This is a genomic window from Spirosoma fluviale (genome assembly GCF_900230225.1).
Classification (GTDB): domain Bacteria; phylum Bacteroidota; class Bacteroidia; order Cytophagales; family Spirosomataceae; genus Spirosoma; species Spirosoma fluviale.
Window position 1 is genome coordinate 327488 of record NZ_OCNH01000007.1, and the last position, 22703, is coordinate 350190.

20 protein-coding genes are annotated in these 22703 nt (G+C 48.3%); 6 read left to right on the forward strand and 14 right to left on the reverse strand.

Going from position 1 to position 22703, the window contains the following annotated elements:
- Window positions 1–12: 12 nt before the first annotated feature.
- Window positions 13–2484, reverse strand: coding sequence for a TonB-dependent receptor plug domain-containing protein (locus CRO74_RS27945; RefSeq protein WP_097131007.1), 2472 nt, complete (start codon window positions 2482–2484; stop codon window positions 13–15).
- Window positions 2485–2559: 75 nt separating this feature from the next.
- Here CRO74_RS27945 and CRO74_RS27950 point away from each other — a divergent pair, with 75 nt between their 5' ends.
- Window positions 2560–3222 (forward strand): Rossmann-fold NAD(P)-binding domain-containing protein, encoded by a 663-nt coding sequence (locus CRO74_RS27950; protein ID WP_097131009.1) that lies wholly within the window; start codon window positions 2560–2562, stop codon window positions 3220–3222.
- A gap of 5 nt (window positions 3223–3227) precedes the next feature.
- On the opposite strand, the gene CRO74_RS27955 is transcribed toward CRO74_RS27950, so the two are convergent.
- Together CRO74_RS27955 and CRO74_RS27960 are read right to left on the reverse strand one after the other, a co-directional pair.
- Window positions 3228–3431 carry a hypothetical protein gene (locus CRO74_RS27955; protein ID WP_097131011.1) on the reverse strand — a complete coding sequence of 68 codons (204 nt, stop codon included), beginning with the start codon at window positions 3429–3431 and terminating at the stop codon, window positions 3228–3230.
- A gap of 90 nt (window positions 3432–3521) precedes the next feature.
- Window positions 3522–4742, reverse strand: a complete 1221-nt coding sequence (locus CRO74_RS27960; protein WP_097131013.1) for a DUF6786 family protein — start codon at window positions 4740–4742, stop codon at window positions 3522–3524.
- An 80-nt stretch (window positions 4743–4822) separates the two neighbouring features.
- Here CRO74_RS27960 and CRO74_RS27965 point away from each other — a divergent pair, with 80 nt between their 5' ends.
- Both CRO74_RS27965 and CRO74_RS27970 read left to right on the forward strand, forming a co-directional pair.
- Window positions 4823–5284 carry a GNAT family N-acetyltransferase gene (locus tag CRO74_RS27965; protein ID WP_097131015.1) on the forward strand — a complete coding sequence of 154 codons (462 nt, stop codon included), beginning with the start codon at window positions 4823–4825 and terminating at the stop codon, window positions 5282–5284.
- Window positions 5284–6198, forward strand: a complete 915-nt coding sequence (locus CRO74_RS27970) for a serine hydrolase (protein WP_097131017.1) — start codon at window positions 5284–5286, stop codon at window positions 6196–6198. Before CRO74_RS27965 ends, CRO74_RS27970 begins: the two co-directional genes overlap by 1 nt.
- 83 nt (window positions 6199–6281) lie before the next feature.
- Here the strand turns inward: CRO74_RS27970 and atpH are convergent, their stop codons facing one another.
- The 6 genes from atpH to CRO74_RS28000 all read right to left on the reverse strand — a co-directional run bounded on the left by atpH (window position 6282) and on the right by CRO74_RS28000 (window position 9730).
- Window positions 6282–6821, reverse strand: coding sequence for an ATP synthase F1 subunit delta (gene atpH, locus CRO74_RS27975; protein WP_097131019.1), 540 nt, complete (start codon window positions 6819–6821; stop codon window positions 6282–6284).
- 7 nt (window positions 6822–6828) lie between these two features.
- Entirely contained in the window at window positions 6829–7323 is a 495-nt protein-coding gene (gene atpF / locus CRO74_RS27980) for a F0F1 ATP synthase subunit B (RefSeq protein ID WP_097131021.1), read from the reverse strand.
- Window positions 7324–7561: 238 nt separating this feature from the next.
- Window positions 7562–7810: an ATP synthase F0 subunit C gene (gene atpE / locus CRO74_RS27985; RefSeq protein WP_041616292.1), complete on the reverse strand. Its 249-nt coding sequence runs from the start codon at window positions 7808–7810 to the stop codon at window positions 7562–7564.
- Window positions 7811–7899: 89 nt separating this feature from the next.
- Window positions 7900–9021 (reverse strand): F0F1 ATP synthase subunit A, encoded by a 1122-nt coding sequence (atpB, locus tag CRO74_RS27990; protein WP_097131023.1) that lies wholly within the window; start codon window positions 9019–9021, stop codon window positions 7900–7902.
- Between the two features lie 19 nt (window positions 9022–9040).
- On the reverse strand, window positions 9041–9403 hold the full coding sequence (locus tag CRO74_RS27995; protein ID WP_097131025.1) for a hypothetical protein: 363 nt from the start codon (window positions 9401–9403) through the stop codon (window positions 9041–9043).
- 51 nt (window positions 9404–9454) lie between these two features.
- Window positions 9455–9730: an AtpZ/AtpI family protein gene (locus CRO74_RS28000; protein WP_097131027.1), complete on the reverse strand. Its 276-nt coding sequence runs from the start codon at window positions 9728–9730 to the stop codon at window positions 9455–9457.
- Window positions 9731–9847: 117 nt separating this feature from the next.
- Here CRO74_RS28000 and porW point away from each other — a divergent pair, with 117 nt between their 5' ends.
- From porW to uvrC, 3 genes are all read left to right on the forward strand, one after another.
- A complete protein-coding gene (gene porW / locus CRO74_RS28005; RefSeq protein WP_097131029.1) occupies window positions 9848–12097 on the forward strand; it encodes a type IX secretion system periplasmic lipoprotein PorW/SprE in 2250 nt (749 codons plus the stop codon).
- 85 nt (window positions 12098–12182) lie between these two features.
- Window positions 12183–14540 carry a penicillin-binding protein 1A gene (locus CRO74_RS28010; protein WP_097131031.1) on the forward strand — a complete coding sequence of 786 codons (2358 nt, stop codon included), beginning with the start codon at window positions 12183–12185 and terminating at the stop codon, window positions 14538–14540.
- A 160-nt stretch (window positions 14541–14700) separates the two neighbouring features.
- A complete protein-coding gene (uvrC, locus tag CRO74_RS28015) occupies window positions 14701–16509 on the forward strand; it encodes an excinuclease ABC subunit UvrC (protein ID WP_097131033.1) in 1809 nt (602 codons plus the stop codon).
- Window positions 16510–16581: 72 nt separating this feature from the next.
- Here uvrC and porN read toward each other — a convergent pair whose 3' ends face one another.
- The 5 genes from porN to CRO74_RS28040 form a co-directional block, all read right to left on the reverse strand.
- On the reverse strand, window positions 16582–17640 hold the full coding sequence (gene porN, locus CRO74_RS28020) for a type IX secretion system ring subunit PorN/GldN (RefSeq protein ID WP_097131035.1): 1059 nt from the start codon (window positions 17638–17640) through the stop codon (window positions 16582–16584).
- Window positions 17641–17696: 56 nt separating this feature from the next.
- Window positions 17697–19283 (reverse strand): type IX secretion system motor protein PorM/GldM, encoded by a 1587-nt coding sequence (porM, locus tag CRO74_RS28025; protein ID WP_097131037.1) that lies wholly within the window; start codon window positions 19281–19283, stop codon window positions 17697–17699.
- A gap of 128 nt (window positions 19284–19411) precedes the next feature.
- Window positions 19412–20230, reverse strand: coding sequence for a type IX secretion system motor protein PorL/GldL (gene porL, locus CRO74_RS28030; RefSeq protein WP_097131039.1), 819 nt, complete (start codon window positions 20228–20230; stop codon window positions 19412–19414).
- Window positions 20231–20313: 83 nt separating this feature from the next.
- Window positions 20314–21447, reverse strand: a complete 1134-nt coding sequence (gene porK / locus CRO74_RS28035) for a T9SS ring complex lipoprotein PorK/GldK (protein ID WP_097131042.1) — start codon at window positions 21445–21447, stop codon at window positions 20314–20316.
- A gap of 263 nt (window positions 21448–21710) precedes the next feature.
- Window positions 21711–22685, reverse strand: coding sequence for a PorP/SprF family type IX secretion system membrane protein (locus CRO74_RS28040; RefSeq protein WP_097131044.1), 975 nt, complete (start codon window positions 22683–22685; stop codon window positions 21711–21713).
- Window positions 22686–22703: the final 18 nt, after the last annotated feature.

Sequence of the window (22703 nt, forward strand, 5' to 3'; positions counted from 1 at the left end):
TACGGACACCTTCTACTCCACTCGTACGCGCCCATTACCAACGCCCGGCATTCCTGAGCGTGTAAGGCCCTCGGCCCGAACCCGCAGGTCCGTTTTAGCATCAGACGTAAAGAACGAAACGGTTGCTTTGCCGTCCTGACCCGTTTGGATCATAGGCACCCAGAACAGGGTTGTCCGGTAATCCGGACGAGCGTGTTCCGGCTTTTTAACGTCATAACGGGGTGCATAAAATTCTTTCACAGGTGCATAACCCGGTAGTTTGGCAATGAGCGTTCCGGGTGTTACATCATTCGAAAAATCGTAATCCGGCTTCCCTCGCTTTGTGAGGATTGAAATAACGCCCCCCCCAGCCCGAGACCCATAGATTGCCGCCGATGCGCCTTTCAGCACATCAACCCGATCAATGTCCTGCACGGATACGCCCATAACGCCCTGTAAGTCCATTGGCATACCATCGAGTACGAACAAAGGCTCTACCGGTCCGTTAAAATTAGCCGCCCCCCTAATCTGCACCCGGGCGGTGAATCCGTTGCCAATGACCTGCACGCCCGCAATTTGCCCCTGAATAACATCCAGAAACGTTAACCGGCCAGACGTATTCACCTGGTCAAATTTGACACTGGCATCCGGGGTGCCATAAATAACGCGGGAGTCCAGTTCTTTGTATTTTTTGGCCTTTACGGTCACCGCATTCAATAATACTTCGCCATTGCGTCGGATTTGCCGTTCAATTTCCTGATACTCTCTGGTCCGCCGGATAAACTCAGCCAGTTCGTCGCTTTTAAATTCCAGCGGGTTGTAAGGTACTTTAAGTACGGTTACGGCTGGTAACAGCAGCTGATCGAGCGTAATAACCAGATTCCGGTTCGCGCTCCCTTTCAAGCCCTGAATCATGACCGTTGTGGTGTCGGTAAAATCGAGATCATACGCAGCGTAGTTACCGGCCTCATCGGTATCGCCAATCAGAATATCGCGCGTACTATCCCGTCTGGCCAACATAAACGTAAGTTTTACCTTGCCGCCAATATCTTTCTGATTTGGTCGAACCACCCGGCCCGTTAGTGATAAGCCGCCCTCCAGTGGGTATTTGTTGGACGGTATAGTTCCGGATAGCACATCTGCCCAGGCAAACTGTCGCCAGCCCTGGGTCATCATCAGTATATCCAGTTTCAGCCATCGGTCTGGGTTGGCAGGTTTGAAATAATAATCGGGCTGTTCGATCGTACCGGTTAAATCAGATGCCAGCAATAGATACGACCGGATTGTGGCTGCGTTAGAGTCGACTTCGGGCGCTAGCCGGGCGTCCACAACGGCCAATGATAAATTAGCGGGTTGTGGTTTACCCAGTGCGTCGGTCGTTGTAACGGTCAGATTAACCTGCTCACGGTTTCGGTAGGCGGGTTTATCCGTGACTAAAGAAACGTTGATTTGGTCGTCCCGGTGAATGAAAACAAGACGCTCACAAACGGGAGTATTGGTTTCATCAAACACTGTCAGTTGGGTTATCCCTTCAGGAAACTGAGCACGCGGCAAGCGCACCATAGCTATTTTTTTTGCAAATGGAATCCTGGCTGTCTGATAAACCTGCCCTCTTGTCTGCGCCACTAATGTTAGTCTGGCGGTTGTATCGGTACCCGTTTTATTGTGCATGATATACACCAGCACATTTTCTTTGTTTGTCAGGTTTTCGACCTGCATACTTACCCCCCGCTCCAGGGCAGCGGGAATGGGGTATGCCGCCAGATTCCCATCAGAAAGTGGTATGTAAGCCGTATATGTTTGAGCGGGTTCTGGCTTAACCATAAAGAAGCCCATGCCTAAATGCGAACTGGCAAAGCCCGCAACGGTATCTTTTCGGGCATCCAGTACAAAGCCCTTCACAGCCACTCCCATGCCCGACGCATTAATGGCTTTAAAGGCTACCCGGCCTGCTAAGCCTACGAGCAAATGCCCGCCCTCGGGTAAAAACTGCACGTCAGGGCGATTATCTGCCTGAGCGTTCGTCGCCCGTTTACCACCATCGTCAGGACGCAGAATGGTCAGTGTTTTAGTGAAAAAGTACTCATCCGGGTAGTTCCGCATAAAATTTGTGTAGGCGCGGAGCTGATAAGTTCCTGCTGCCAATGAATCAGGCAGCGTAAGTTGGCCGGGGGCATAGCTATTAGTTGCCCGCAACTGGGCTCGTAACCGAACACGCCGAGCCATAGGATCAACCAAATCGACGTACAATACCCGGCTTATTGTGTCTGCTTCGTGCGAGCTTCCGTTAACAAGGTAGCCTTTCAACCATATCGTTTCACCGGTCAGGTAGGCGTCCCGGTCGGTATGAATATAAACTTTCTCCGTGGGCCGCTGCTGGTTAAAAAGACGAAACTGGTCTAGCAAACGTTTAATGAAATCATCATTGTCGATACGAAACGAAAAGAATAACGTCACTGCCGGGAGTACACACAACGCGGCTAATCGATAAAGAACTGAACGCATAGAAAAGATTTTAAACAGTAGTATCTCCCTTTGTTTCTGTAGTAACTAATTTAGCAAAAACCTCCCCCTTGACCTATGACCTTACCTCCTCAAAAAACAGCACTTGTTTTAGGCGCTACAGGCCTGATTGGCAACTTACTAACACATCAACTCGTTAATTCACAAGCCTATTCTCAAATCAAAGTGCTGGTACGTAAACCATTAACCTGGCAACATCCTCACTTACAGGAAATTCATTTCGAATTTGACCATCCGAACGGATTAATCATACAAGCCGACGATATTTTTTGCTGTTTAGGCACAACCATGAAAAAGGCGGGATCGAAAGAAGCGTTTCAAAAAGTAGATTATCAATATCCAATGACAATTGCCCGCATGGGTCTTACGAATGGTGCTAAACAGTTTGCGATTGTCACATCAATGGGGGCCGACACTGAATCTTCTTTTTTTTATAACCGCGTGAAAGGTGAAGTTGAACGGGATCTGGCCAGCCTGAATTATCCAACCTTGCTTATTTACCGACCTTCGCTCCTCCTCGGCAACCGCGCCGAACTTGGGGGAGACAACCGGCTGGGCGAACGGCTGGCTGAAGGAGCCATGCGCTTATTGAAACCATTGGTCCCAGCTAAATACCAGGCTGTTGAAGCTAACAAAGTTGCCACTGCCATGCTTACGACAACCCAACGGGGACTGACCGGCAAAACCGTTTTTGAGTCGGATGCATTACAAGCCTTTTAAACAGGTCATTGTCTTTTCATCGTGCCTGCGTCACCCGGCTGAAACTCAATCGTCATGCTATCCGGTTGAGGCTTGCCCATTGTCTGTCTCTTTACCAATGCCGAGCCGCCCGTCAACTGCCACTTGCCGTACAGCTGCTCATTGAGGGTCAGTGATTTCTGACAACTCAACATCAGGCCTACTAAGCCTACCACTATCAAAGACCTCATAGCGTTTTTTGTATAAGACCTCGTTCTGCACTAATAGGTTGTAAGTCGATGGGAGTTTGAACTGAAATCATTTTCATAGCAACCTTTATACTACAAGTCGGCCAGATCTGTCTGTAATAATTGGCTGGCGATTTTTTTCAGTTGTTGCTCCGATCCCTGCAGATGAAACGTCGTATGCCGGTGCTGTTGCGTACCTCCGGGCCTTAACTGAGCCGCTGGCGATGATGATTCCAATTCATAAAACTGCCCCATTTGAGGTTGTCCCGGTTTCATAGGCCCATCGTTATAAGCGTTGACGACATCGCCCGAGAAGGGTTCCTTCTGCTGCTCCCAGGCCGAGTTCACGTACTGCCTGTTATTCGGATCAAAATCGTACGTAACGAGCGTTAAGGTCTGAGTGGCGGGGTCATAGCTGCCGACCCATTTCGTAGCCCGCGCAGGCGACACACCAATTTTACTCCGGTAATTGGCATCGGCCCTGAAAAGAGCAGCCGTCTTACCAATCCGCAGACGCTCGGCGGGTACTTTACCAAAATATGAATCATTGATGGGTTGCCCTTCGCCCTGCCGAAATGGGACGATAATAGTGGCTTTCGGAGACGCATTCATCATGCCCAGAATCCAGATCGATGGCATTCCGGTTTGCGTCGTCCAGGCTTGTATGCCTTTGTTAGTGATCCTGTTTTCCGATTGAATGCCCACCGCCTTCAGCGAATCGGTTGCGATACCCAACTGCGTAGTAATTTCAGCGTTGGTCAGTAACCGAACAGTACGTTGGATGCCCAGGTCAAATCGGGTTCCGGCGTAATTTATCAGGGCTACATCGCGGGTAAAGCTGACTGATGTCTGGCTACTTTCCGTACGGGTAAACGGCTCCGAGTCAATAGCTGCGGGAGTTTGCCAGTGGGTAGCGTCGAAAGGATCTCCCGGCTTGAAATAAAGCGCAAACTGACCGCCTTCGGGACCTAGCCAAAAGCGGTCCTCACCCCCAAACGCATTCATGTGCAAAAGCAATTTGCCCGACCTGATCAAGTCGTAATTGATCCAGCCATAACTCGACTGTCCATCGGCACTGCTCGTCATCACACGCCCCTGATAAGCTGGACAAACCAGTGCGTGGGCCTCTCCATTCTGTAATTCGACTAAATCGGGATGGTGCTGTTTTAAAAACTGCCGGTCTTTGGCGAATGTCGATGAGTCAGATTGAGTTTCCAATGCGGTGTTACTGGTTTGGGCTTCGCTGGTTTCCGTTTTTCGACCTGAACAGGCCAGAATGGAGCCTAACAATGCAAACGCGATGATTTTATGCATAAACGGTAAGGAGCAAGCCTAAAAATGACGAACTTGAGAACACTATCATAGTCTGACAGACTACACCGCTATAAATCAACGTGCCTATTCAATCTACTTTCCCGAACGGCCTTACGATCCGGCCAGCTACGCAAATAGACGAGTCCACCATCTACAATTTTCTGTGTATACTGGAAGAAGCAACACTCGACCGGGCGTCTTTCACCGCCATTTTCCAGCAAAATACAGCTAATCCACTCGTTCATTATCTGGTGGCCGAACTACAGGAAAAAGTGGTTGGTTTCGTCAGTTGCCATGTTCAGTATTTACTTCATCATACGGGAAAGGTTGGCGAAATACAGGAATTGTTTGTCCGTCCTGAGTTCCGAAATCAGCGCATTGGAAAGCAGTTGATAACCGCTTTGATTGACCTGGCGATCAACGAAAACTTCGTCAATCTGGAGGTAACGACTAATCAGAAACGCGCCGACACCATCCGGTTTTACGAGCGCGAAACCTTCATCCGAACGCATGTTAAATTAGTTAAACCCTTACAATCCTGATGCGATTATTATCTTTTTGCTTTCTCTTTGTCATTTATTCACTTATCACCAACGGCCAATCGCCCCTAAAACGGGATGTCGCTCTCGAACGCAAACTTCAAGCTGCACTGAGTGGTTTTCAGGGAGATGCTGGTGTTTATGTCCATAATCTAAAGACAGGAAAAACAGTAGCCATCAATGCTGATACCTTATTCCCAACGGCCAGTACAATCAAAATCCCGATCCAATGCGGTCTTTTTGACAAAATCCACAAAGGCGAATTGACCTACGGACAAACCCTGATTTACAAAGACTCTCTTCACTATGACGATGGAATTGTTGGTTCGTTGAAAGATGGGGCCAAAATTCCGTTGAGTGAGGTTGTCATGCTGATGGAAACCGTCAGCGATAATACCGCTAGTTTATGGTGCCAGGCGCTGGCGGGCGGAGGCACTGACATCAACTCCTGGCTGGAGGCCAATGGTTTTCACCAGACTCGTGTCAACTCACGCACACCAGGTAGGAAAGCGGACCAAACCCGCTACGGTTGGGGGCAAACCACGCCCCGCGAAATGGCCGAACTGATGACGTACATCCGTCAGGGACGTGCCGTAAGTGCCGATGCCAGTGAGGAAATGTACCGGAACCTGGGCCGGCAGTATTGGGACAACGACGGACTGTCGCAGGTGCCACCGGAGGTGAAAACGGCCTGTAAGAATGGAGCCGTCAATCAATCCCGCTCCGAAGTTGTGCTGGTCCACGCACCACATGGCGAGTACGTGTATTGCGTTATGACCAAGAATCAGAAAGATGAGAGTTGGGAACGATCGAATGAAGGCTTTGCGCTTTTACGGAACGTAGCGGCTTTATTGTGGCAGCATTTCGAGCCTAAGTCAAGCTGGAAACCAACAGCGGGCTACGAAAAGTGGTGGTAACAAAAAAGCCGCTTCCCAAAACAGGAAGCGGCTTTTTCATAGTAATTATTAGTGAGCGAGCGCGGGTTTCCACCCGCCTTACACTAGTTCAGGAACTTCAACCGAATGTCGTTCAACTGGCTGCGAATCGAGCCGTCAACCTGACGGTCGCCTAAACGCAGAACAAAACCACCAATCAGTTTAGAATCCAGCTTTTCTTCCAGTTCAACCGATTTGCAGCCCGTCGTCTTCGTAACCATTGCTTTGAATGTGTCACGCTGGGTGGCGGTCAGCGGAACGGTTGTAATGACCGTAGCCCGCCCAACACCTTTCAGTTGATCGTACTGGCTGATAAACTGCTCTGCAATGGCATCCATGATGCCTTCGCGGTTCTTTCGGCCAATGATCTCGAAGAAAGCCATCGTCATCGGATTAACCCGATTGCCAAAGGCGGCTTTGATAACGGCACTTTTCTTTTCTGCCCGGACAATAGGGTTTTTGAGCATCAACATCAGCGGCCGACTTTGGTCCACTGTGTTTTTGAACAACTGCATGTCCTTATACATCGTCTCGGTCAGGCCTTGCTCCTGCGCCAGATCTAACAGCGATTTGGCATAGCGAGCGGCAACAGTAGCGACTGCCATAATCGAATTAGTTTAAGCGTGAATTAGAGACCAGGTCCGTTACTAACTTTTCCTGAGATGCTTTATCGCTAAGCTCCTTACGAAGCACTTTCTCAGCAATATCGAGCGAAAGCGTAACAACTTCTTTTTTCATCTGGGCAACCAGTGCCACGCGTTCGTTCTGCATCGACTCACGAGCCTGCTCCAGAATGCGCTGCCCTTCAGCAGATGCTTTTTCCCGTGTTTCGGCCAGCATTTTGTCGGCTGTTTCTTTAGCACCACGCAGGATGGCTTCGCGCTCCGAACGTGCCTGAGCCAATAACTTTTCGTTGTCGGCTTTCAATGCGGTCATCTCAAGCCGTGTTTTTTCAGCCAGATCGAGCGCACTTTGAATGTTGTTTTCCCGTTCGTTCAGGCTCTCGGTAATGGGTTTCCAGGCGAACGCACGAAGGATGAGGAACAGGCCGAGGAAAACCACTACCTGCCAGAATAATAAACCAAGATCGGGTGTGAGCAAATCCATGGATTTACGACCGCGTGAGCGGTTGATTTCGAGTTTTGATGTATAAGTTTATTGGTACGTCAACAAATCGGAATTGGTCAATCGTACAGCGGAATTCAGCTCAATCTTTTGTTAGAGGACCTCCGCCCATCGGCAACCCCAAACGGGCGGAGGTTTCTCTTAAATTGGGCGAGCAGGGATGCCGGTGCCTAATGCAACCAGCCTGCTCAAACTCAGATGACGGCTACGTCGCGCTGGCTTAGGCAGTAGCGACGAGCAGACAAATAACGGCTGCAAACAGAGCTACGGCCTCGATCAGGGCCGCGATGATCAGCATGGCAGTCTGGATACGACCAGCCGCTTCTGGCTGACGGGCAATACCTTCCATAGCACTACCACCAATTTTACCGATACCAAGACCAGCACCAATAGCGGCTAAACCAGCGCCGATAGCAGCACCCATAACCGAAACACTACCAGTAGCTTCTAACAGCAGAGCAAACAACATTGCGAACATAAACTTCAAACGTATTTATTAGTGAAACAAAAGATTGCAATTGAAAATCAATCACCCGAATCAATCGGGCAATGGTCGAATTAACCTAATTCCGACGTCGTGCCTTCGTAACCGATGCCGTGGTCGGCATCGTGATGCTCTTCCACCGCACTGCCGATGTACATCGCCGTCAGCAGGGTGAAGATGAACGCCTGAAGGAACGCTACCAGCAGTTCGATCAGGTTCAAAAACAGGGTAAAGAACAATACGACCGGGCTGATCGCAATACTCGTTCCCATACCACCCATGTTGTTGGCCATGAAAATAAGGCCGAGCAAGCTCAGGATGATGATGTGACCAGCGGTGATGTTGGCGAATAGTCGAATCATGAGCGACAGAGGCTTCATGAAAACGCCCACAATTTCAACCGGAATCATAATGGGCAACAACGCAACCGGAACGCCTGTTGGTTTGAGGATGTGCAGCCAGTAATGCTTATTTCCGCTGAATGTTACGATCAGGAAGGTAATAACAGCCAGCACCAGTGTCACAGTAATATTACCCGTTAGGTTAGCCGCACCCGGCAATAGACCCAGCAGGTTGTTAACCAGGATAAAGAAGAACAGGGTCAGTAGGTAAGGCAGAAACTTCGTGTATTTAGGACCGATGCTTGGCTTGGCAATTTCGTCCCGAACAAACAGGATGATCGGTTCCAGAAACGACTGGAGTCCGCTGGGAGCCTTGCCTTTGTTTTTTGCATAGCCCCGGCTCACCGCCGAAAACACCAGCAACAAAATAACGGCGCTCAACAACAACGAGGCTACGTTTTTGGTGATGGAGAAGTTGTAGATTTTGGCCTCGTGGTCAACTTCACCCGTTTCGTTGACACGGTGAATTTTAGCGTGCTCGCTCTTGTAGCCGTTATAAGTGGCTCCGTGGGCTAAGTTTGACGAGGAGAAGACTTCCAGACCGCGATCTTTAGAATATAGAATGACGGGTAATGGCAGTGTAACACCGTGGGCAAACTCCCAACCGTAATCATCTTTAATGTGGTGCATAATCATGCCACCGACATCAAATTTTCCTTTGGTGGCTTTTGCTTCACCTGCATGATTGGCATGGGCTTCACCTTCGTGGCCATGCTCCTGTGCCTGAGCACCTACTAACGAGCTCACAATGAGAGCCGTTGCTAACAAAATTCTATTAATAGCCGAACGCAACATATGATGTGACAAATCGTTTTTACGAATCGCGTCGCAAGTTACGAGTCATCGTCCAAATCTCAAAGCCTGTATAACATATATATAGTACAAGAAAGTCCAAAACGAAGGTTCGGCGCTGTTCGACGTGCCGGAACAGAAAGAAACCAATAAAGGCCAGTCCAAGAATAAGACGGGCTACGGTTGCGGCCATAAAAAGAGGTATGAACCGCTCCCGATTATCCTGTAAACCAGACTCTACCAGCCGATTTGTCAGGAATGATACACATAAAAAGAAAATAAGAATGATCTTCCAGTTTGGGTGTAGCCAGGGGGTGACAGAATATCGTTCGGCTATGAAAAATGCAATTGCCAGAATGGCTGTGAATAAAATTATTTTGATCATAGCGGGCCCTTGGCTTGTTAATTGAAGGCTATTTAAATCAGACACGGTGTTCTACCTTTTTGTCAATTGCCGGATAAACAGGTAGAGTGATGCGCCGATTGCCGTTAGCGATAATATGATTGTCCACATTGGCCGACGATTATTCTGCCAGGCATCGAGTTTCATACCCGCCCAAACGCCCAGTCCAATAGTACCCAGCATCTGAAACGCAATACCACTGAATTGTACAAACGAGGTTGTTTTTTCAGTAACGTTTTTAATCGGCGGATTGCCCCGAACCGGGTTCTCCGTGTCGTTCCGTTCAGGCTGGTCGGGGTCGTTTTCCATAGAATTAGGGCGTTTCGTGTTATATGCCGTGCAAAATTCGTTAATTTGGGCTAAGGTTCCATATTACCAAACCATCTGGAAACGTTTTAATACGAGTGACCACGTGTTATTTTTCGAATGTCCCGTTATTCAGGTATCCAACTAATTTTTCTCTTTACGGTCTTTGCTTCACTGACCGGTGGTCTGGTGTCGTGCTCCCAGTACAGCACCAAACCGGTAAGTAAAGGGTATCATAACCTTACGGCTCATTTTAATGCCTATGTCATTGCCCGCGATCAGATCAATCAGGCAGAACAAATACTCTTTAAAACCCGTCAGGAAAACTACAACCAGCTGCTGCCTATTCTGCTGCCGGTCGATTCCATGCTTGCCCAGCCTCTAGAGCCGCAACTGGACGACGCCATCAAGAAAGCCTCAATCATTCCCGAACGCCACCAGAACAGCAAATGGCTCGATAACGCCTATATTCTTATCGGGCGCGCCCGCCTGATCAAACAGGATTTGCCCAACGCCATTGAAGTGTTTAAGTATGTCAATACAAAAGGCACCAATGAAAACGATAAACATACAGCTCTGGTTGGGTTGATGCGGGCGTATGTCGAAGCAAGTGACTATACCAATGCGCTCAACGTAGCCGAGTACCTGCGCAACCAGCCTCTCAATAAAAACAATACTCGTGACTTCTACCTCACGAAAGCTTATTTGCACGAGCGGCAGGGCGAATACCTCACAGCTGCCGGGATTCTGGACGCTACGTTTCCGGTTTTGCCAAACGGTGAATCGACAGCCCGACTTCATCTGATAGCTGGTCAGTTATATGATTTAGTCGGCCAGCCCGCGAAAGCCGTTGAGCATTACAAAAAGGTATTGGCCTCGCGACCAACTTACGATCAATCGTTCTACGCTAATCTGTTCGCCATTCAAAGCAATGGCTTGACCGGTGATCAGAAGCGAATGGCTCAGTCGACTGAAACATTCGAGGAAATGCTTAATGATCGGAAGAACGCCGACCTGAAAGACAAAATCTATTTCACGATGGGGCTTCTTGAAGCGCGCAGCGGTCGAATCGACAAAGCCATTTCGTATTATAGCCGGTCGATTCAGGCAGCGGGCTCCAACACAAATCAGGTTCCTTATACCTATTTAGAAATCGGAAAGCTGTATTTCGAGAAGAAAGCCGATTACGAACATGCCAAAGTATATTACGATAGTGCCCTGGCATTAATCCCCCAACAATCGGCAGAGTATGCCGCTTTGTTCAATCGTAAAAAGACCCTCGATGAGTTTGTTCAATACCAGACGACCATCCGCACCGACGATAGTTTGCTGACACTGGCCAAGATGGACCCGGCTGCGCTCGATAATGTGCTGGAGAAAACCATTTCACAACGCGAAAAAGAAGACAAAGCCCAGGCGGCTCTCGCGCAGCAAATTATCGAAAAGGCTACATCAGGCAATATCAGTTCAGTACCGGGTGCCACGAACTCTAATTTGCCCCCCGCCGAACGATGGGTTCTTTACAATCCTGTCGCTTTAAGTCAGGGACGTCAGGAATTTTCGGTGCAATGGGGAAACCGCCCTCTGGAAGATAACTGGCGACGAAGCAATAAAGAAGCGTCCGAGGCCGTAGCTGCGGTCAACAGTCCCCTAAATGGTGCATCACCAGCTAATTCAATTAACCCTGACCCAACCGTACAGCCTGCCACGGCGGGTGGTATACCCGTCAATCTGGCTGGTCCTAACACGAGTCGAAAAGGCCAAAAGGATGCTATGATGGCTACCATTCCCTTCACAAAAGAAGCACAGACAGCCGCTAACCAGCGTATTGAGAATGCTCTTTACCGACTTGGCAAGCTGTATAAATTTGAGCTTAATCAGCCAGCCAACGCCATTCCAACCTTTGAAAAATTGCTGACCCGGTACCCAAACACACTCCAGAAGCCGGAAGTGTATTATTTACTCTACCTTTCCAATGAGCAGATTGGTAAAGCATCTCCCTGGAAAGAAAAACTGCTGTCCGAATACCCAAACACGTCTTATGCCCGTCTAACGGGTAAACTGGCAGCTCAGACAACAGACTCCGAAGCGCAGGCCCAAAAAACCTATACAACTATTTATGACCTGTATAAAGCGAATAATAACGCAGAAGCACTTGCCCGTGCCGATGCAGCCATGTCCGGCTTTGCCGGGAGCCAGCTAGAAGACAAATTAGCGTTGCTGCGGGTTATATTAGTCGGAAAAGTGAAACCCATTGACGACTACAAACAGGCGCTGGCTGAGTTCATTCGTGATTACCCAGCCAGTCAATTGGTGCCTTATGTAAAAGATATGCAAACGGCGGCTAACTCACCAACGGCAAAGAAATAACTCATTACCAGCTTCTTAATAAAGGGCGTTGTCGCTTGCTGAAGCTCCTCAATTATCAACACCATTAAACACTAACACTTATTACATGTTTGATTTTGCTCCTGGTCCCTACCGGAAGATAATCCGAAACCTCTGGCGATTCTCATTACTCGGTATTGTCCTGCTGATCTTATACATTGCTGCTGTCAGCTATAACTTTCTGTGGCTATTTGGGGGCATGCCCAGCCTGAAAGCCCTGGAAAACCCAAAAAGTGAAGAAGCCTCCGAAGTGTATACCGCCGACAATCAGTTGCTCGGCAAGTACTACGTCGAAAACCGGACACCTATTGAGATTTCTCAGGTGTCGCCCAACGTAACATCGGCCCTTTTGGCGACAGAAGATGCTCGCTTCGTTAAACACTCGGGTATTGATCCCCGCTCTTTATTCAGGGCTGTAGGTGGCTTTCTTACGTTTAAAAATGCGTCAAGTTCAGGTGGAGGTAGCACGCTCACCCAGCAAACGGCCAAAAACCTCTTTGATACCCGCCGGGAAGAATTACGCGGTGCATTGGGCCATATTCCTATTATCAGCCTGATTATAGCCAAAACAAAAGAGTGGATTCTGGCCGTCCGTCTTGAGCGAAACTATACCAAGCAGGAGGTCATGATGATGTACCTCAACACCGTGTCGTTCGGTAATAACACATACGGCATCAAAACAGCGGCTAAAACCTACTTCAGCAAAGAACCCTGGAATCTTACGGTCGAAGAAGCGGCCTTGCTGGTGGGTATGCTCAAAAATCCGACGTTTTACAATCCACGCTTATTTGAAGAACGGACAAGAGAGCGACGGAACGTGGTGTTGAGCCAGATGAAGAAGTATAAGTTTCTGACTGAAGAGCAGTTCATCGCCTACAAGAACAAGCCACTAAAACTTGACTTCAGTGTCGAGAATCAAAATACAGGGATGGCCGCTTACTTCAGATCGGTTATCCGGGATGACATCAAACGCTGGATTCGTCAGTACAATGAAGAAAACCCCGGTGCCGAACTTGACCTCTACACCAGCGGGCTGAAAATTTATACGACCATCGACTCCCGGATGCAGGCCTATGCCGAGGAAGCCGTTATGAACAATATGCGCGACCAGCAGAAGAAGTTCTATGAGCACTGGCGCGGTCGGAACCCCTGGGTACAGAAAGACCCGAGAACCAAAAAATACGTCGAAATTCCAGGCTTTATCGAATCCGTAGCCCGTCGAACAACCCGGTACAAGCAATTAAAAACTGCTTTCGGCGATGACGAGAAAGCCATATGGGCAGAGATGCGTAAGCCCATAAAAATGAAGGTTTTCGTATACGGAAACCGGCGCAATGACAAAGATACAACCATGAGTCCGCTGGACTCGATCCGGTATTATAAACGGCTGCTCAACACCGGATTCATGTCGATGGACCCCCGTTACGGCTATGTAAAGGCGTGGGTTGGCGGAATAAACTTCAAATACATGAAATTTGACCACGTGCGTCAGAGCCGACGCCAGCCGGGGTCAACCTTCAAACCATTTGTGTATTTAACAGCCCTGGATCAGGGCTTTGTAACACCCTGTAGTCATATTGTTGATCAGCCAACGGTATTCGCCCATGGAGAGGATAACAATAATGGGCCACCGTGGATGCCCAAGAACTCCACAGGCCGTTACAGTGGTCAAAATTTATCATTGCGTGAAGCCCTCGGGCAGTCAATCAACACCGTTAGTGCTCAGTTGATCAAAAAAACACGGTCGGCTGCCGTTGTTAAATATGCCCATGATATGGGTATCGAAAGCAAAGACTTGCGGGAGGACCCTACCCTTTGTCTTGGCACAAGTGATGTATCAGTCTACGAGATGGTAGCAGCTTACTGCGCATTTGCTAATGGAGGCACCCGCGTTCGACCAATGATACTTATCCGCATTACCGACAAAAATGGTAATGTGCTTAAAAACTTCACGCCCGATGCCAAGCAGGTCATTAGTGCCCAACGCGCTTACGAAATGCTCCACCTGATGCGTGGAGCCGTGGAAGATCCCAACGGCACGGCCCAGCGGTTGCGCACCCAATATAAACTGCTGGACGGTGGCAATGAAATTGCCGCTAAAACCGGAACAACCTCTAACTATTCCGATGCCTGGTTTATGGGTATGACCCAGCACCTCGTATCGGGCCTCTGGGTGGGTGGCGACGACCGGCCGATTCACTTTAGAACGATTGAATTAGGACAAGGTGGCCGACAGGCGATGCCTGCCTGGGCCATGTACATGCAGAGAATCTACAATGACCCAACCCTTACCCAATACCGCCCAGAGCCGTTCCGGAAGCCGAATAACTTCAAGATTGACTGTGGCGGTTATCACATAGATTCTTCCCAGCGGTATACACCGCCTAAAGTAGTACCGGAAGATGAAGATGAAATACTCCAGTAGACTTATCAGGCCAGCACAAGCTGGCCTTTTTTAGTCATGCTCACCCAGCAACCTTTAGGCCCCGAAGCTTGTTTTGTAGTACGCTCAAACGGTTTATAGTTTTAATTACTCGTCCCAATAATACAATAAATCCGCCTACCAGGAAGGTTGGCACTACGGTATGCCTGAATTCGATTATAAGCAAGAATTAGCCAAAGTGCCACACGAACCGGGCGTCTATCGGTATTTTGACGCAACGGGCGAGGTAATTTATGTTGGCAAGGCTAAAGACCTGAAAAACCGGGTTAGTAGCTACTTCACCAACTCAAAAGGACACGACCGTAAAACGTTACGACTGGTAAGCCAGATTCGCAAGATTGAATTCACCATTGTCCACACCGAATTTGATGCACTATTGCTGGAAAATCAGCTTATAAAGCGATACCAGCCCAAGTTCAATATTCTACTCCGCGACGATAAAACTTATCCGTTCGTTTGTGTTACAAACGAACATTTTCCCCGTGTAGTAACTACCCGCCGGATTGACCGCAAACTGGGTACGTTTTATGGACCCTTTGCCAATCTAAAGCCCATGTACACGGTGCTGGACATGTTTAGCCAGCTCTTTACAATCCGTACCTGTAACTATAACCTCGCCCCCGAAAACATAGAAGCGGGGAAATATAAGGTTTGTCTGGAATATCATATTGGCAACTGCAAAGGCCCATGCGAAGGCAAGCAGGCCGAAGAGGACTATAACTCAGATATTGAGCAAGTTCATCATATTCTGAAAGGCAATTTAAAACCTGCCCAGGAATACTTTAAGAACCAGATGGTCGAAGCCGCCGGAAATCTGGCCTTCGAACAGGCACAGAAGTACAAAGAGAAAATGGATGTACTGCAACGGTTTCAAAGCAAATCGACCGTTGTCAATCCGAAAATCGCGGATGCAGACGTCTTCACCATTGCCTCGGATGAATCGGCCGCGTACATAAACTTTATGAAGGTGGTTAACGGCACCATCGTTCAGACACATACCGTAGAAATTAAAAAGAAGCTCGACGAAACTGACCAGGATCTGCTGGTGATGATGATCATCGAGTTTCGGGATCAGTACGGCAGCCAGGCAAAGGAAATTATATCGAACATCCCGCTCGATATTGATCTGAAAGCCGAGGTGACCGTTCCGCAGATTGGCGATAAAAAGAAACTGCTGGACATGTCGCTTAAAAACGTGCTCTATTTCCGGCGCGAACGGCAAGAACGGGCAGCCGCTGAAGCAACGGCCAGTGCCAGTAAAAAAGATCGTGTGTTAATTCGGTTAAAGCAGGATTTACAGTTAAAAACATTACCTAACCGCATTGAATGCTTCGATAACTCAAATATTCAGGGCACCAATCCAGTGTCGGCAATGGTATGCTTTATTGGCGGAAAACCAGCGAATAAAGAATATCGGCATTTTTCCATTAAAACGGTCATCGGTCCCAACGACTTCGCCAGTATGTATGAGGTAGTTACCCGTCGTTATACACGCGTATTAACAGAAGATACCGGCCTGCCTGACCTGATTGTTATTGACGGCGGTAAAGGCCAGCTAAGTGCCGCCTGCGACGCGCTGAAAGACCTCGATCTATATGGAAAAGTACCGATTATCGGCATTGCTAAACGGCTTGAGGAGATTTATTTTCCGGAAGATAATTTACCGCTTTACATCGATAAAAAGTCGGAGTCACTCAAGCTCATCCAGCGCATACGTGACGAAGCCCACCGGTTCGCGATCACGTATCACCGGGATAAACGCAGCCGAAACAGCCTAATCAGCGAGCTGGAAAACGTAGAGGGAATTGGTAAGAAAACAGCGGCTAAACTGTTAAAGCATTTCAAAGGCGTAACCAAAATCCGGGAGGCAAGCTTTGATGAAGTGGCCGAAATAGTCGGTAAGGACCGCGCCGTGAAGCTAAAACAGTATTTCGACGCTATTGAGCAATAAGTAAAAAGAGGCTGGGAAGCCGCTCATGATAGACCCTAAAGCCAAAAGAGCGGCCTCTCAGCCGCTCTTTTTTTAATATTCCCAGAGGCTATGCTCTGCTTCCATAAGCTCATACTCAGTTTGGTATGATTTCAGCAAACCTTCGCGGTCACCATACATTCCTACTAAGTCTGTATCACCTGGGTTGGCTACTTTCGTGATGCGGCCGTAAAATAATCGCAGATCAAAGGCATCGGCTAAATTTTTGTGCTGAGCCTGGTTTTGCGGGTTGTACCAGATAAATTTCTTCGGATCGCTACGGAATAGCTTGTCGAGATCTTTGTATTTAAAGGTCGCGATTGGCTTTTCGTAACCAGCCTGGTTTTTGTCTGCAGGCAACAAGAGTGTTACTGTCTGAACGTCGTAATACAATCGCGAGCGTTTCCGGTCAAAAACCCAATCTTCCCGCACTTCAAGAATATTCAATTCTTTCGGGAAATACTCATCTCCGGAAAGCGTAGAGGCAGATGCTACTACAACCGAATCTTTCTTAGGCTCTACGACAGGAGCGGCTACTTTCGCTTTACCTTTTTTACCTTTTGCGTTTTTGGCTACTGCGGTTTTCTTCTTGGGTGCTCCCCAGCCGTCGTCTACAACGGCAGGTTCTGCGGCTTTCTTAGGTGTGCCCCAACCGTCGTCAGCCGGCTTTTTCTTGTCCTTTGCTGGAGCATCCCAACCATCGTTAGCACCAGCCGTCTTACCATCTTCGGTAAAACCAGCGGCTTTCTCTTCAGCAGACAAACCTCCTCCCGTATTCGGGATCAGCATGTTTTCGTGAAATTTCTCGATCGAGATTTTTGTCGTACACGAATCATTCGCGTAGGCATCAATCAGACCCGCTTTTACGGCATCGATCAGGTATTTAGAAATTTCGTTGTTTTTTGAGAACATTGACTGATTCTGTTTCTCCTTCAGGTCGATCCGACGCCAAAGGGTCTTCTTCATCATAATGTCATTCTCATTTATAGCGCGAACCGATAGCGCGTTTGTACCGTTACTTGCCTTTTCCTGAGCCAGGGCCTCCCCTCCTGCCAGCGCCAGCGTAGCTACGGCCAGCACACCAGCATATCTTATCGTTCTAAATTGTGTCATGGCTACTATTTGTTGTCAATTCAGTATGTTAACGGTCAGCAAACCGCTTTAGTGCATTAATACAGCGAAACCTGCTGAAGTAAGCTACCCATTGGCACATCGCTGATTTCACCCCTGAAGTTCTGCCGTTGTACGCCCTCAATCTGGATAACAAGACGGTCGCCGGGTTGTGCTTCAGCAGCTAACGAACCAATTGATCCTCCACCTGCACCTACGGTAACGAATGTTACGCGTTTTGTACCACGTACCAAGGAAACGGTGGCTCCGGTTGTACGGAACTTAGCATCATCCGGTGAGTAAGTTGCAAAACTCGGATCTGAGATGGCCTGAATACGCACGCTCCGTGCCGAAGAAACAGGAACACCACGAGGGTCACTGGCACGTGTGCCACCAACAAAAACTTCTATTGTTGGGCGAGGCACTTTGTTTACACGAAACCGTTCCGTGCCCAGCAAGCTTCCCGAGTTGCTGATGTTCAATGATACGTTTTGCAAACTAGGCACAACCGTGATCTTTCCTTTTTCACCCGACTGAACTACAGAAGCTCCATCGGCTGAGAAGCTTGGATTCCATAGAGCGCCCAACTGCGGGCTCTGAATGCTTAACTTGTTCGCACAGCCCAGGTACAACGGTGGCATGGTACCGGTCTCGATCTGATACGATGGCTTGGCGACGAAGTATTCAGCCGTCAGCGGGACAGTTTTCAGACCCGCTGCTGTCTGGTAAGCAATGGAGCCGGTGAGCGTACGACGGGCGAGGCCATTTTTGTCATAAGCACCACCCTGAGCCGTAAACTCAATAATACCCTGTCCATCCTGCATACGAACAGCCGCTCCGTTCAAGCTCATGCGAGGTTGGATACCTGACGAAGAAGCCGCCAGGAACATCTGTCCTTTGAACTTCGTCCCCGCCACAACCACCTTCGAATCCATGCTGAGCATGGCAATAATCTTATCGAACTTAACATCCTGCGCACCTACTTTGCTGGCAAGGACATCGAGTACTTCGCCTTCCAAGCGACGAACGTCGGCCTGTTTCTGACTCAGTACAGCCAGAGCAGCCGGCACCGGTGTCTGAGCAAAGTTCAGTTCGGCGAAATCTTTACGCTTTTGATCGGGCGATAGGCTGGCGATGGGATCGTCTTTACCATCCAGCGCCATCGGGCCGTACTTATTGCCCGATAATTTGGATAGTTCCTCAACGTATTTGTTCAGTTGATCTTTCAACTTGAATGCAACCCCATTGCGGTTTGTACCAATCATAAGCTGAGCTACAGATTCCTCTTCGCTCAGGTTTTTGATATTGCCCGATTCGTCCCGACCACCGCTTGTTTCGACAATCTGCTCCTTGAGCTTATCCAGTTCGCCACTTACCTCAGCCGATAGTTTGCGAACTTCATCAGCTTGTTTAACGATGGCTAAATCGGCTGCCCGATTACCGGATTTCTCAACTGTTCCCCGGATATTGTCGAATGTAGATTGGTTTACCTTGCTGACAGCTCCAATGGACTGCTCCAGACTATTGTTAATTAAAACGAATTTTTCCAGAATGGCCGACGTGACTTGCAGAGCCAGTAATGCGGTCAAAACCAGATACATCATCCCGATCATCTTCTGACGGGGTGTCTCTTTTGTGCCTGCCATAAACTATGGTAGTGATAATAAAAGTTGTGGAAAGGCCGCCTTAGCGGTTATGTTATTGAGTGGCGTGTTTACCTGTCAGTTACAAACTAATTAGTTCTATAACTGACAGGTAAACACTATTGGGTTACTTATTTTCCGTTACCCCGCATGGCAGTCAACATACTACCATATACGTTATTCAGGGAAGCCAGATTACCGGTCAGTTTAGCCAGTTCATTTTTAAACTGCTGGGTATCGCGGCTGGCATCGCTCATGTTTTCCATAGCGGCCGTCAGGCTACCATAGAATGCGTTCATGGCTTTCAGATGCTTATTTGTGTCCTGCAATTCCAATTCATACACAGCATTCAGGGCACCCATGTTCTTGGTAACTTTCTGAAACTGGTCACGGTAATCTTTAGCATCGGTTGTTGCATCGGCCATTGAGTTCATGGCGGTGATTGCCGTACCGTAGGATTTATTCATTTCGCTGATCGAGCCTGCGGCCGATTTCACGTTACGAGCATAATCATTGGTCGCTACCGTAGCATCCGTAAGGTCGGTGAGCTTGGAAACCGTATCATTCAGGTTACGGAAACCAGAGCCCAAACGCTCAAAAACATCAGGAGTAACCTTGGCCTGTGCCAGCATTTGATCCAGGTTCCCGGTCAGACCATTAGCCTGTGGGGTTGGTTTGCGGGCTTCTCCTTTATAATCATCTGCCAGTTCAGGATAAACACGTTCCCAGGCGTAACCATCGTCCGTCGTGGTGGGCATGGTGAAACTTTGAACGGCGTATAAAGCAAAAATGACAACTTCTGTTAACAAACCAGCCGTTAATAGCCAGCCAAACTGTTCATTGTGTGTAATCTTAGCCCAGGCTCCGGCGATTACGACGGCGGCTCCGGCACTATAAATGGTTGGTACTAAACGATCCCAAAAGAAACTCGTGGACTTTGCTGCTGCCATGATAAGCTATTGTTGGTTGGAATAGGTAATTAACTGTGTGCGGGTACTATTTTATTGCCTTTGCAGGCATACTTCACCTTAGATTAAACTTTTTTGGCTGATGCCTTTTTGGTGCTTGCGCTCTTACTCTTGCTCTTTCCTCCTCCAACACGACTTGATGCAGTTCGACCTTCCAGATTATCCATTACACAACGGAATCCTATGTACGAACGCTTTTGATCTTCAAATTCGTAATAACGTGTACCTGTTTCGAGGTAATACGCAATATCTTTCCAGGACCCACCCCGAACTACTTTTCGTGGCTCATCGGCGTTCTGGTTGTCCGGGTTCATATCCCATACAATAGCATTTGTATTATCGGCGTAAGCATCCCGGCACCACTCCGCTACGTTACCGGCCATATTGTACAGACCATAATCGTTGGGGTTATAAGCCGTTGCGGGAGCTGTGTATGGGTAGCCATCGGCATCGAAGTTACCACGCTGGGGTTTGAAGTTTGCCAGATAGCAGCCTTTACCGTTTGCTACGTATGGGTTACCCCAGGGGTATTTAGCACCATTTTTACCACCTCGTGCTGCCCATTCCCATTCCGCTTCTGACGGAAGCCGGAAGCCAAACGACCGGTAACCGCCGTCTTTTGTACGGAAATCGTCGAGTGTATTGGTACGCCACTTACAAAAATGTTTAGCAGCTACCCAGCTTACACCAACAACCGGATACGTATCAAAGGCAGGGTGAGCGTAATAGTGCTCCAACATAGGATCACCATTGTGATAAGTAAAGTCGTTTTTCCAGACAGTCGTATCAGGATAATATTTAGACATAATTTCTTCCTCACCCAACGTCGAAACGGAGTCGGCGAGCAGGGCATTTACATACTGCCGATATTCGTGGTTGGAGATTTCGGCATCGTCCATGTAAAATGAACTAATCGTTACCTGCCGGTTCATGTTAATTTGAGTAGCGGCTACATCTTCATCAGCCTGACCCATAATAAACGAACCTGACGGTACCAGTACCATGCCAAAAGGGGTAGGTTGCTTCCAACCTTTGCGTCCGGTTGCGGTAATTTCACCATTTGTAACGCCTACTTCACCACCGTTGCCACCTTTACCGCCAAATTTTGACTTCAGAAATCCGCAACCTTGCAAAAGCAGTACTACTGCTGCGACCGTCACTACCCGGGTTGCGTTGACTGTTAACCAGTTATACTTCATCGTTGTCGAACTTTTACCTTCTTCTTGTGCGAGACCAGACTAAAAACGAAAATCTGTTTGGTTATTGTATGTTAAATTCAGGTTCAGCGTATTTTCTCTACAACCTGCTTGCGAACATACTTCTATTAGTTGTATTGTATTTACTGTTTCTAAACTCCACTTCCTCAAAAATAAGGCCTCCGCTGCAAACAGCCTAACAAGAATATTGCCAAAAAAGCAATTTTGTTCAAATTTTGCTGCCATTTCTGCCTATTACTAAGTCATCAGTACCGGAAACGTGGCGTTCTGATAATTGGCTTTTTGCGAACATCGGGCGCGGGCAACGCATACGACAGCAAAATTTCGTGCGATGTTGGGCTTTTTATCTGCGTTCCCCCGGCTGTTACATCCAGGGCATATCCCAGCCGTAATGCATTATTGCGCATGAGATTTATACCAGCCGTAGCCATAACGGCATCTTTCAGCCGATAGCCAACCCCGGCCCATATACGATTATCGTAGGTAGCAACCAGATTTAGAGTTGCCAACGAGCCCCGGACGCCCTCTGCCGTACTGTATTGCACTAAAACGGATGGTTGTACATCAATGTTATAACCGATACCCAGTCTATAGCCTGCGGTCAGGTAAGCTTTGCTGTTGGCAGGGTCTGTAGAGCGATCAGCAATGTAACTATAGGTGGCCCGGTTCAGGTGCGTCATACTTACCCCCAGCCAGTAATCTGTTGTGTTATAATAAATGCCCGCTCCTAAATCTGGTTTAAACTGATTGATGCGGCCACTATTCAATAGTGGATCACCGGGTTCGACGGGGCGAAATTGGTTGAAGTCGAATCCCCGGTTAAACATACCGGCTTGTACACCTACTGCCAGCGTTCCGTTTTTCAAGGTCAGCCGATAGGCGTAGGATACCTGTACAGACTGGTTTATTGACGGCCCGTATTTATCATTCATGGCATAAATACCAATGCCACTCTTGATTTTGGCCAGTGGCATATTGAATGACAAAACCTGGGTACTTTGAGCAGCACTTTCGTCGCCGGTACCAATTGTCTGATAACCCAGATATTGTGTTCTGTGAGTAATTTGAAAGCGTGATACTCCTTCTGAGCCTGCTGCCGCCGGATTATAATAGAGCGGGTTATACATGTACAGGCTGAGTTGCGGATCCCCCTGAGCAAAGACGTTTTGAGTTGCAATCGTCAGTAGTAAAAAAGCAAAAACGTAGAGTGTGCGAATCATACGACCTACCGGAATTCA

Bases quoted from the DNA above. Each gene is read 5' to 3' on its own strand.
- atpE (WP_041616292.1), bottom strand. From the start codon at position 7,810: ATGTTGTTTGCTCTGCTGTTAGAAGCTACTGGTAGTGTTTCGGTTATG.
- CRO74_RS27995 (WP_097131025.1), bottom strand. From the start codon at position 9,403: ATGATCAAAATAATTTTATTCACAGCCATTCTGGCAATTGCATTTTTC.
- porW (WP_097131029.1), top strand. From the start codon at position 9,848: ATGTCCCGTTATTCAGGTATCCAACTAATTTTTCTCTTTACGGTCTTT.
- CRO74_RS27945 (WP_097131007.1), bottom strand. From the start codon at position 2,484: ATGCGTTCAGTTCTTTATCGATTAGCCGCGTTGTGTGTACTCCCGGCA.
- CRO74_RS28040 (WP_097131044.1), bottom strand. From the start codon at position 22,685: ATGATTCGCACACTCTACGTTTTTGCTTTTTTACTACTGACGATTGCA.
- CRO74_RS28000 (WP_097131027.1), bottom strand. From the start codon at position 9,730: ATGGAAAACGACCCCGACCAGCCTGAACGGAACGACACGGAGAACCCG.
- porN (WP_097131035.1), bottom strand. From the start codon at position 17,640: ATGACACAATTTAGAACGATAAGATATGCTGGTGTGCTGGCCGTAGCT.
- atpF (WP_097131021.1), bottom strand. From the start codon at position 7,323: ATGGATTTGCTCACACCCGATCTTGGTTTATTATTCTGGCAGGTAGTG.
- CRO74_RS27960 (WP_097131013.1), bottom strand. From the start codon at position 4,742: ATGCATAAAATCATCGCGTTTGCATTGTTAGGCTCCATTCTGGCCTGT.
- CRO74_RS27970 (WP_097131017.1), top strand. From the start codon at position 5,284: ATGCGATTATTATCTTTTTGCTTTCTCTTTGTCATTTATTCACTTATC.
- porK (WP_097131042.1), bottom strand. From the start codon at position 21,447: ATGAAGTATAACTGGTTAACAGTCAACGCAACCCGGGTAGTGACGGTC.
- atpB (WP_097131023.1), bottom strand. From the start codon at position 9,021: ATGTTGCGTTCGGCTATTAATAGAATTTTGTTAGCAACGGCTCTCATT.
- atpH (WP_097131019.1), bottom strand. From the start codon at position 6,821: ATGGCAGTCGCTACTGTTGCCGCTCGCTATGCCAAATCGCTGTTAGAT.
- CRO74_RS27955 (WP_097131011.1), bottom strand. From the start codon at position 3,431: ATGAGGTCTTTGATAGTGGTAGGCTTAGTAGGCCTGATGTTGAGTTGT.
- CRO74_RS28010 (WP_097131031.1), top strand. From the start codon at position 12,183: ATGTTTGATTTTGCTCCTGGTCCCTACCGGAAGATAATCCGAAACCTC.
- porL (WP_097131039.1), bottom strand. From the start codon at position 20,230: ATGGCAGCAGCAAAGTCCACGAGTTTCTTTTGGGATCGTTTAGTACCA.
- porM (WP_097131037.1), bottom strand. From the start codon at position 19,283: ATGGCAGGCACAAAAGAGACACCCCGTCAGAAGATGATCGGGATGATG.
- CRO74_RS27950 (WP_097131009.1), top strand. From the start codon at position 2,560: ATGACCTTACCTCCTCAAAAAACAGCACTTGTTTTAGGCGCTACAGGC.
- uvrC (WP_097131033.1), top strand. From the start codon at position 14,701: ATGCCTGAATTCGATTATAAGCAAGAATTAGCCAAAGTGCCACACGAA.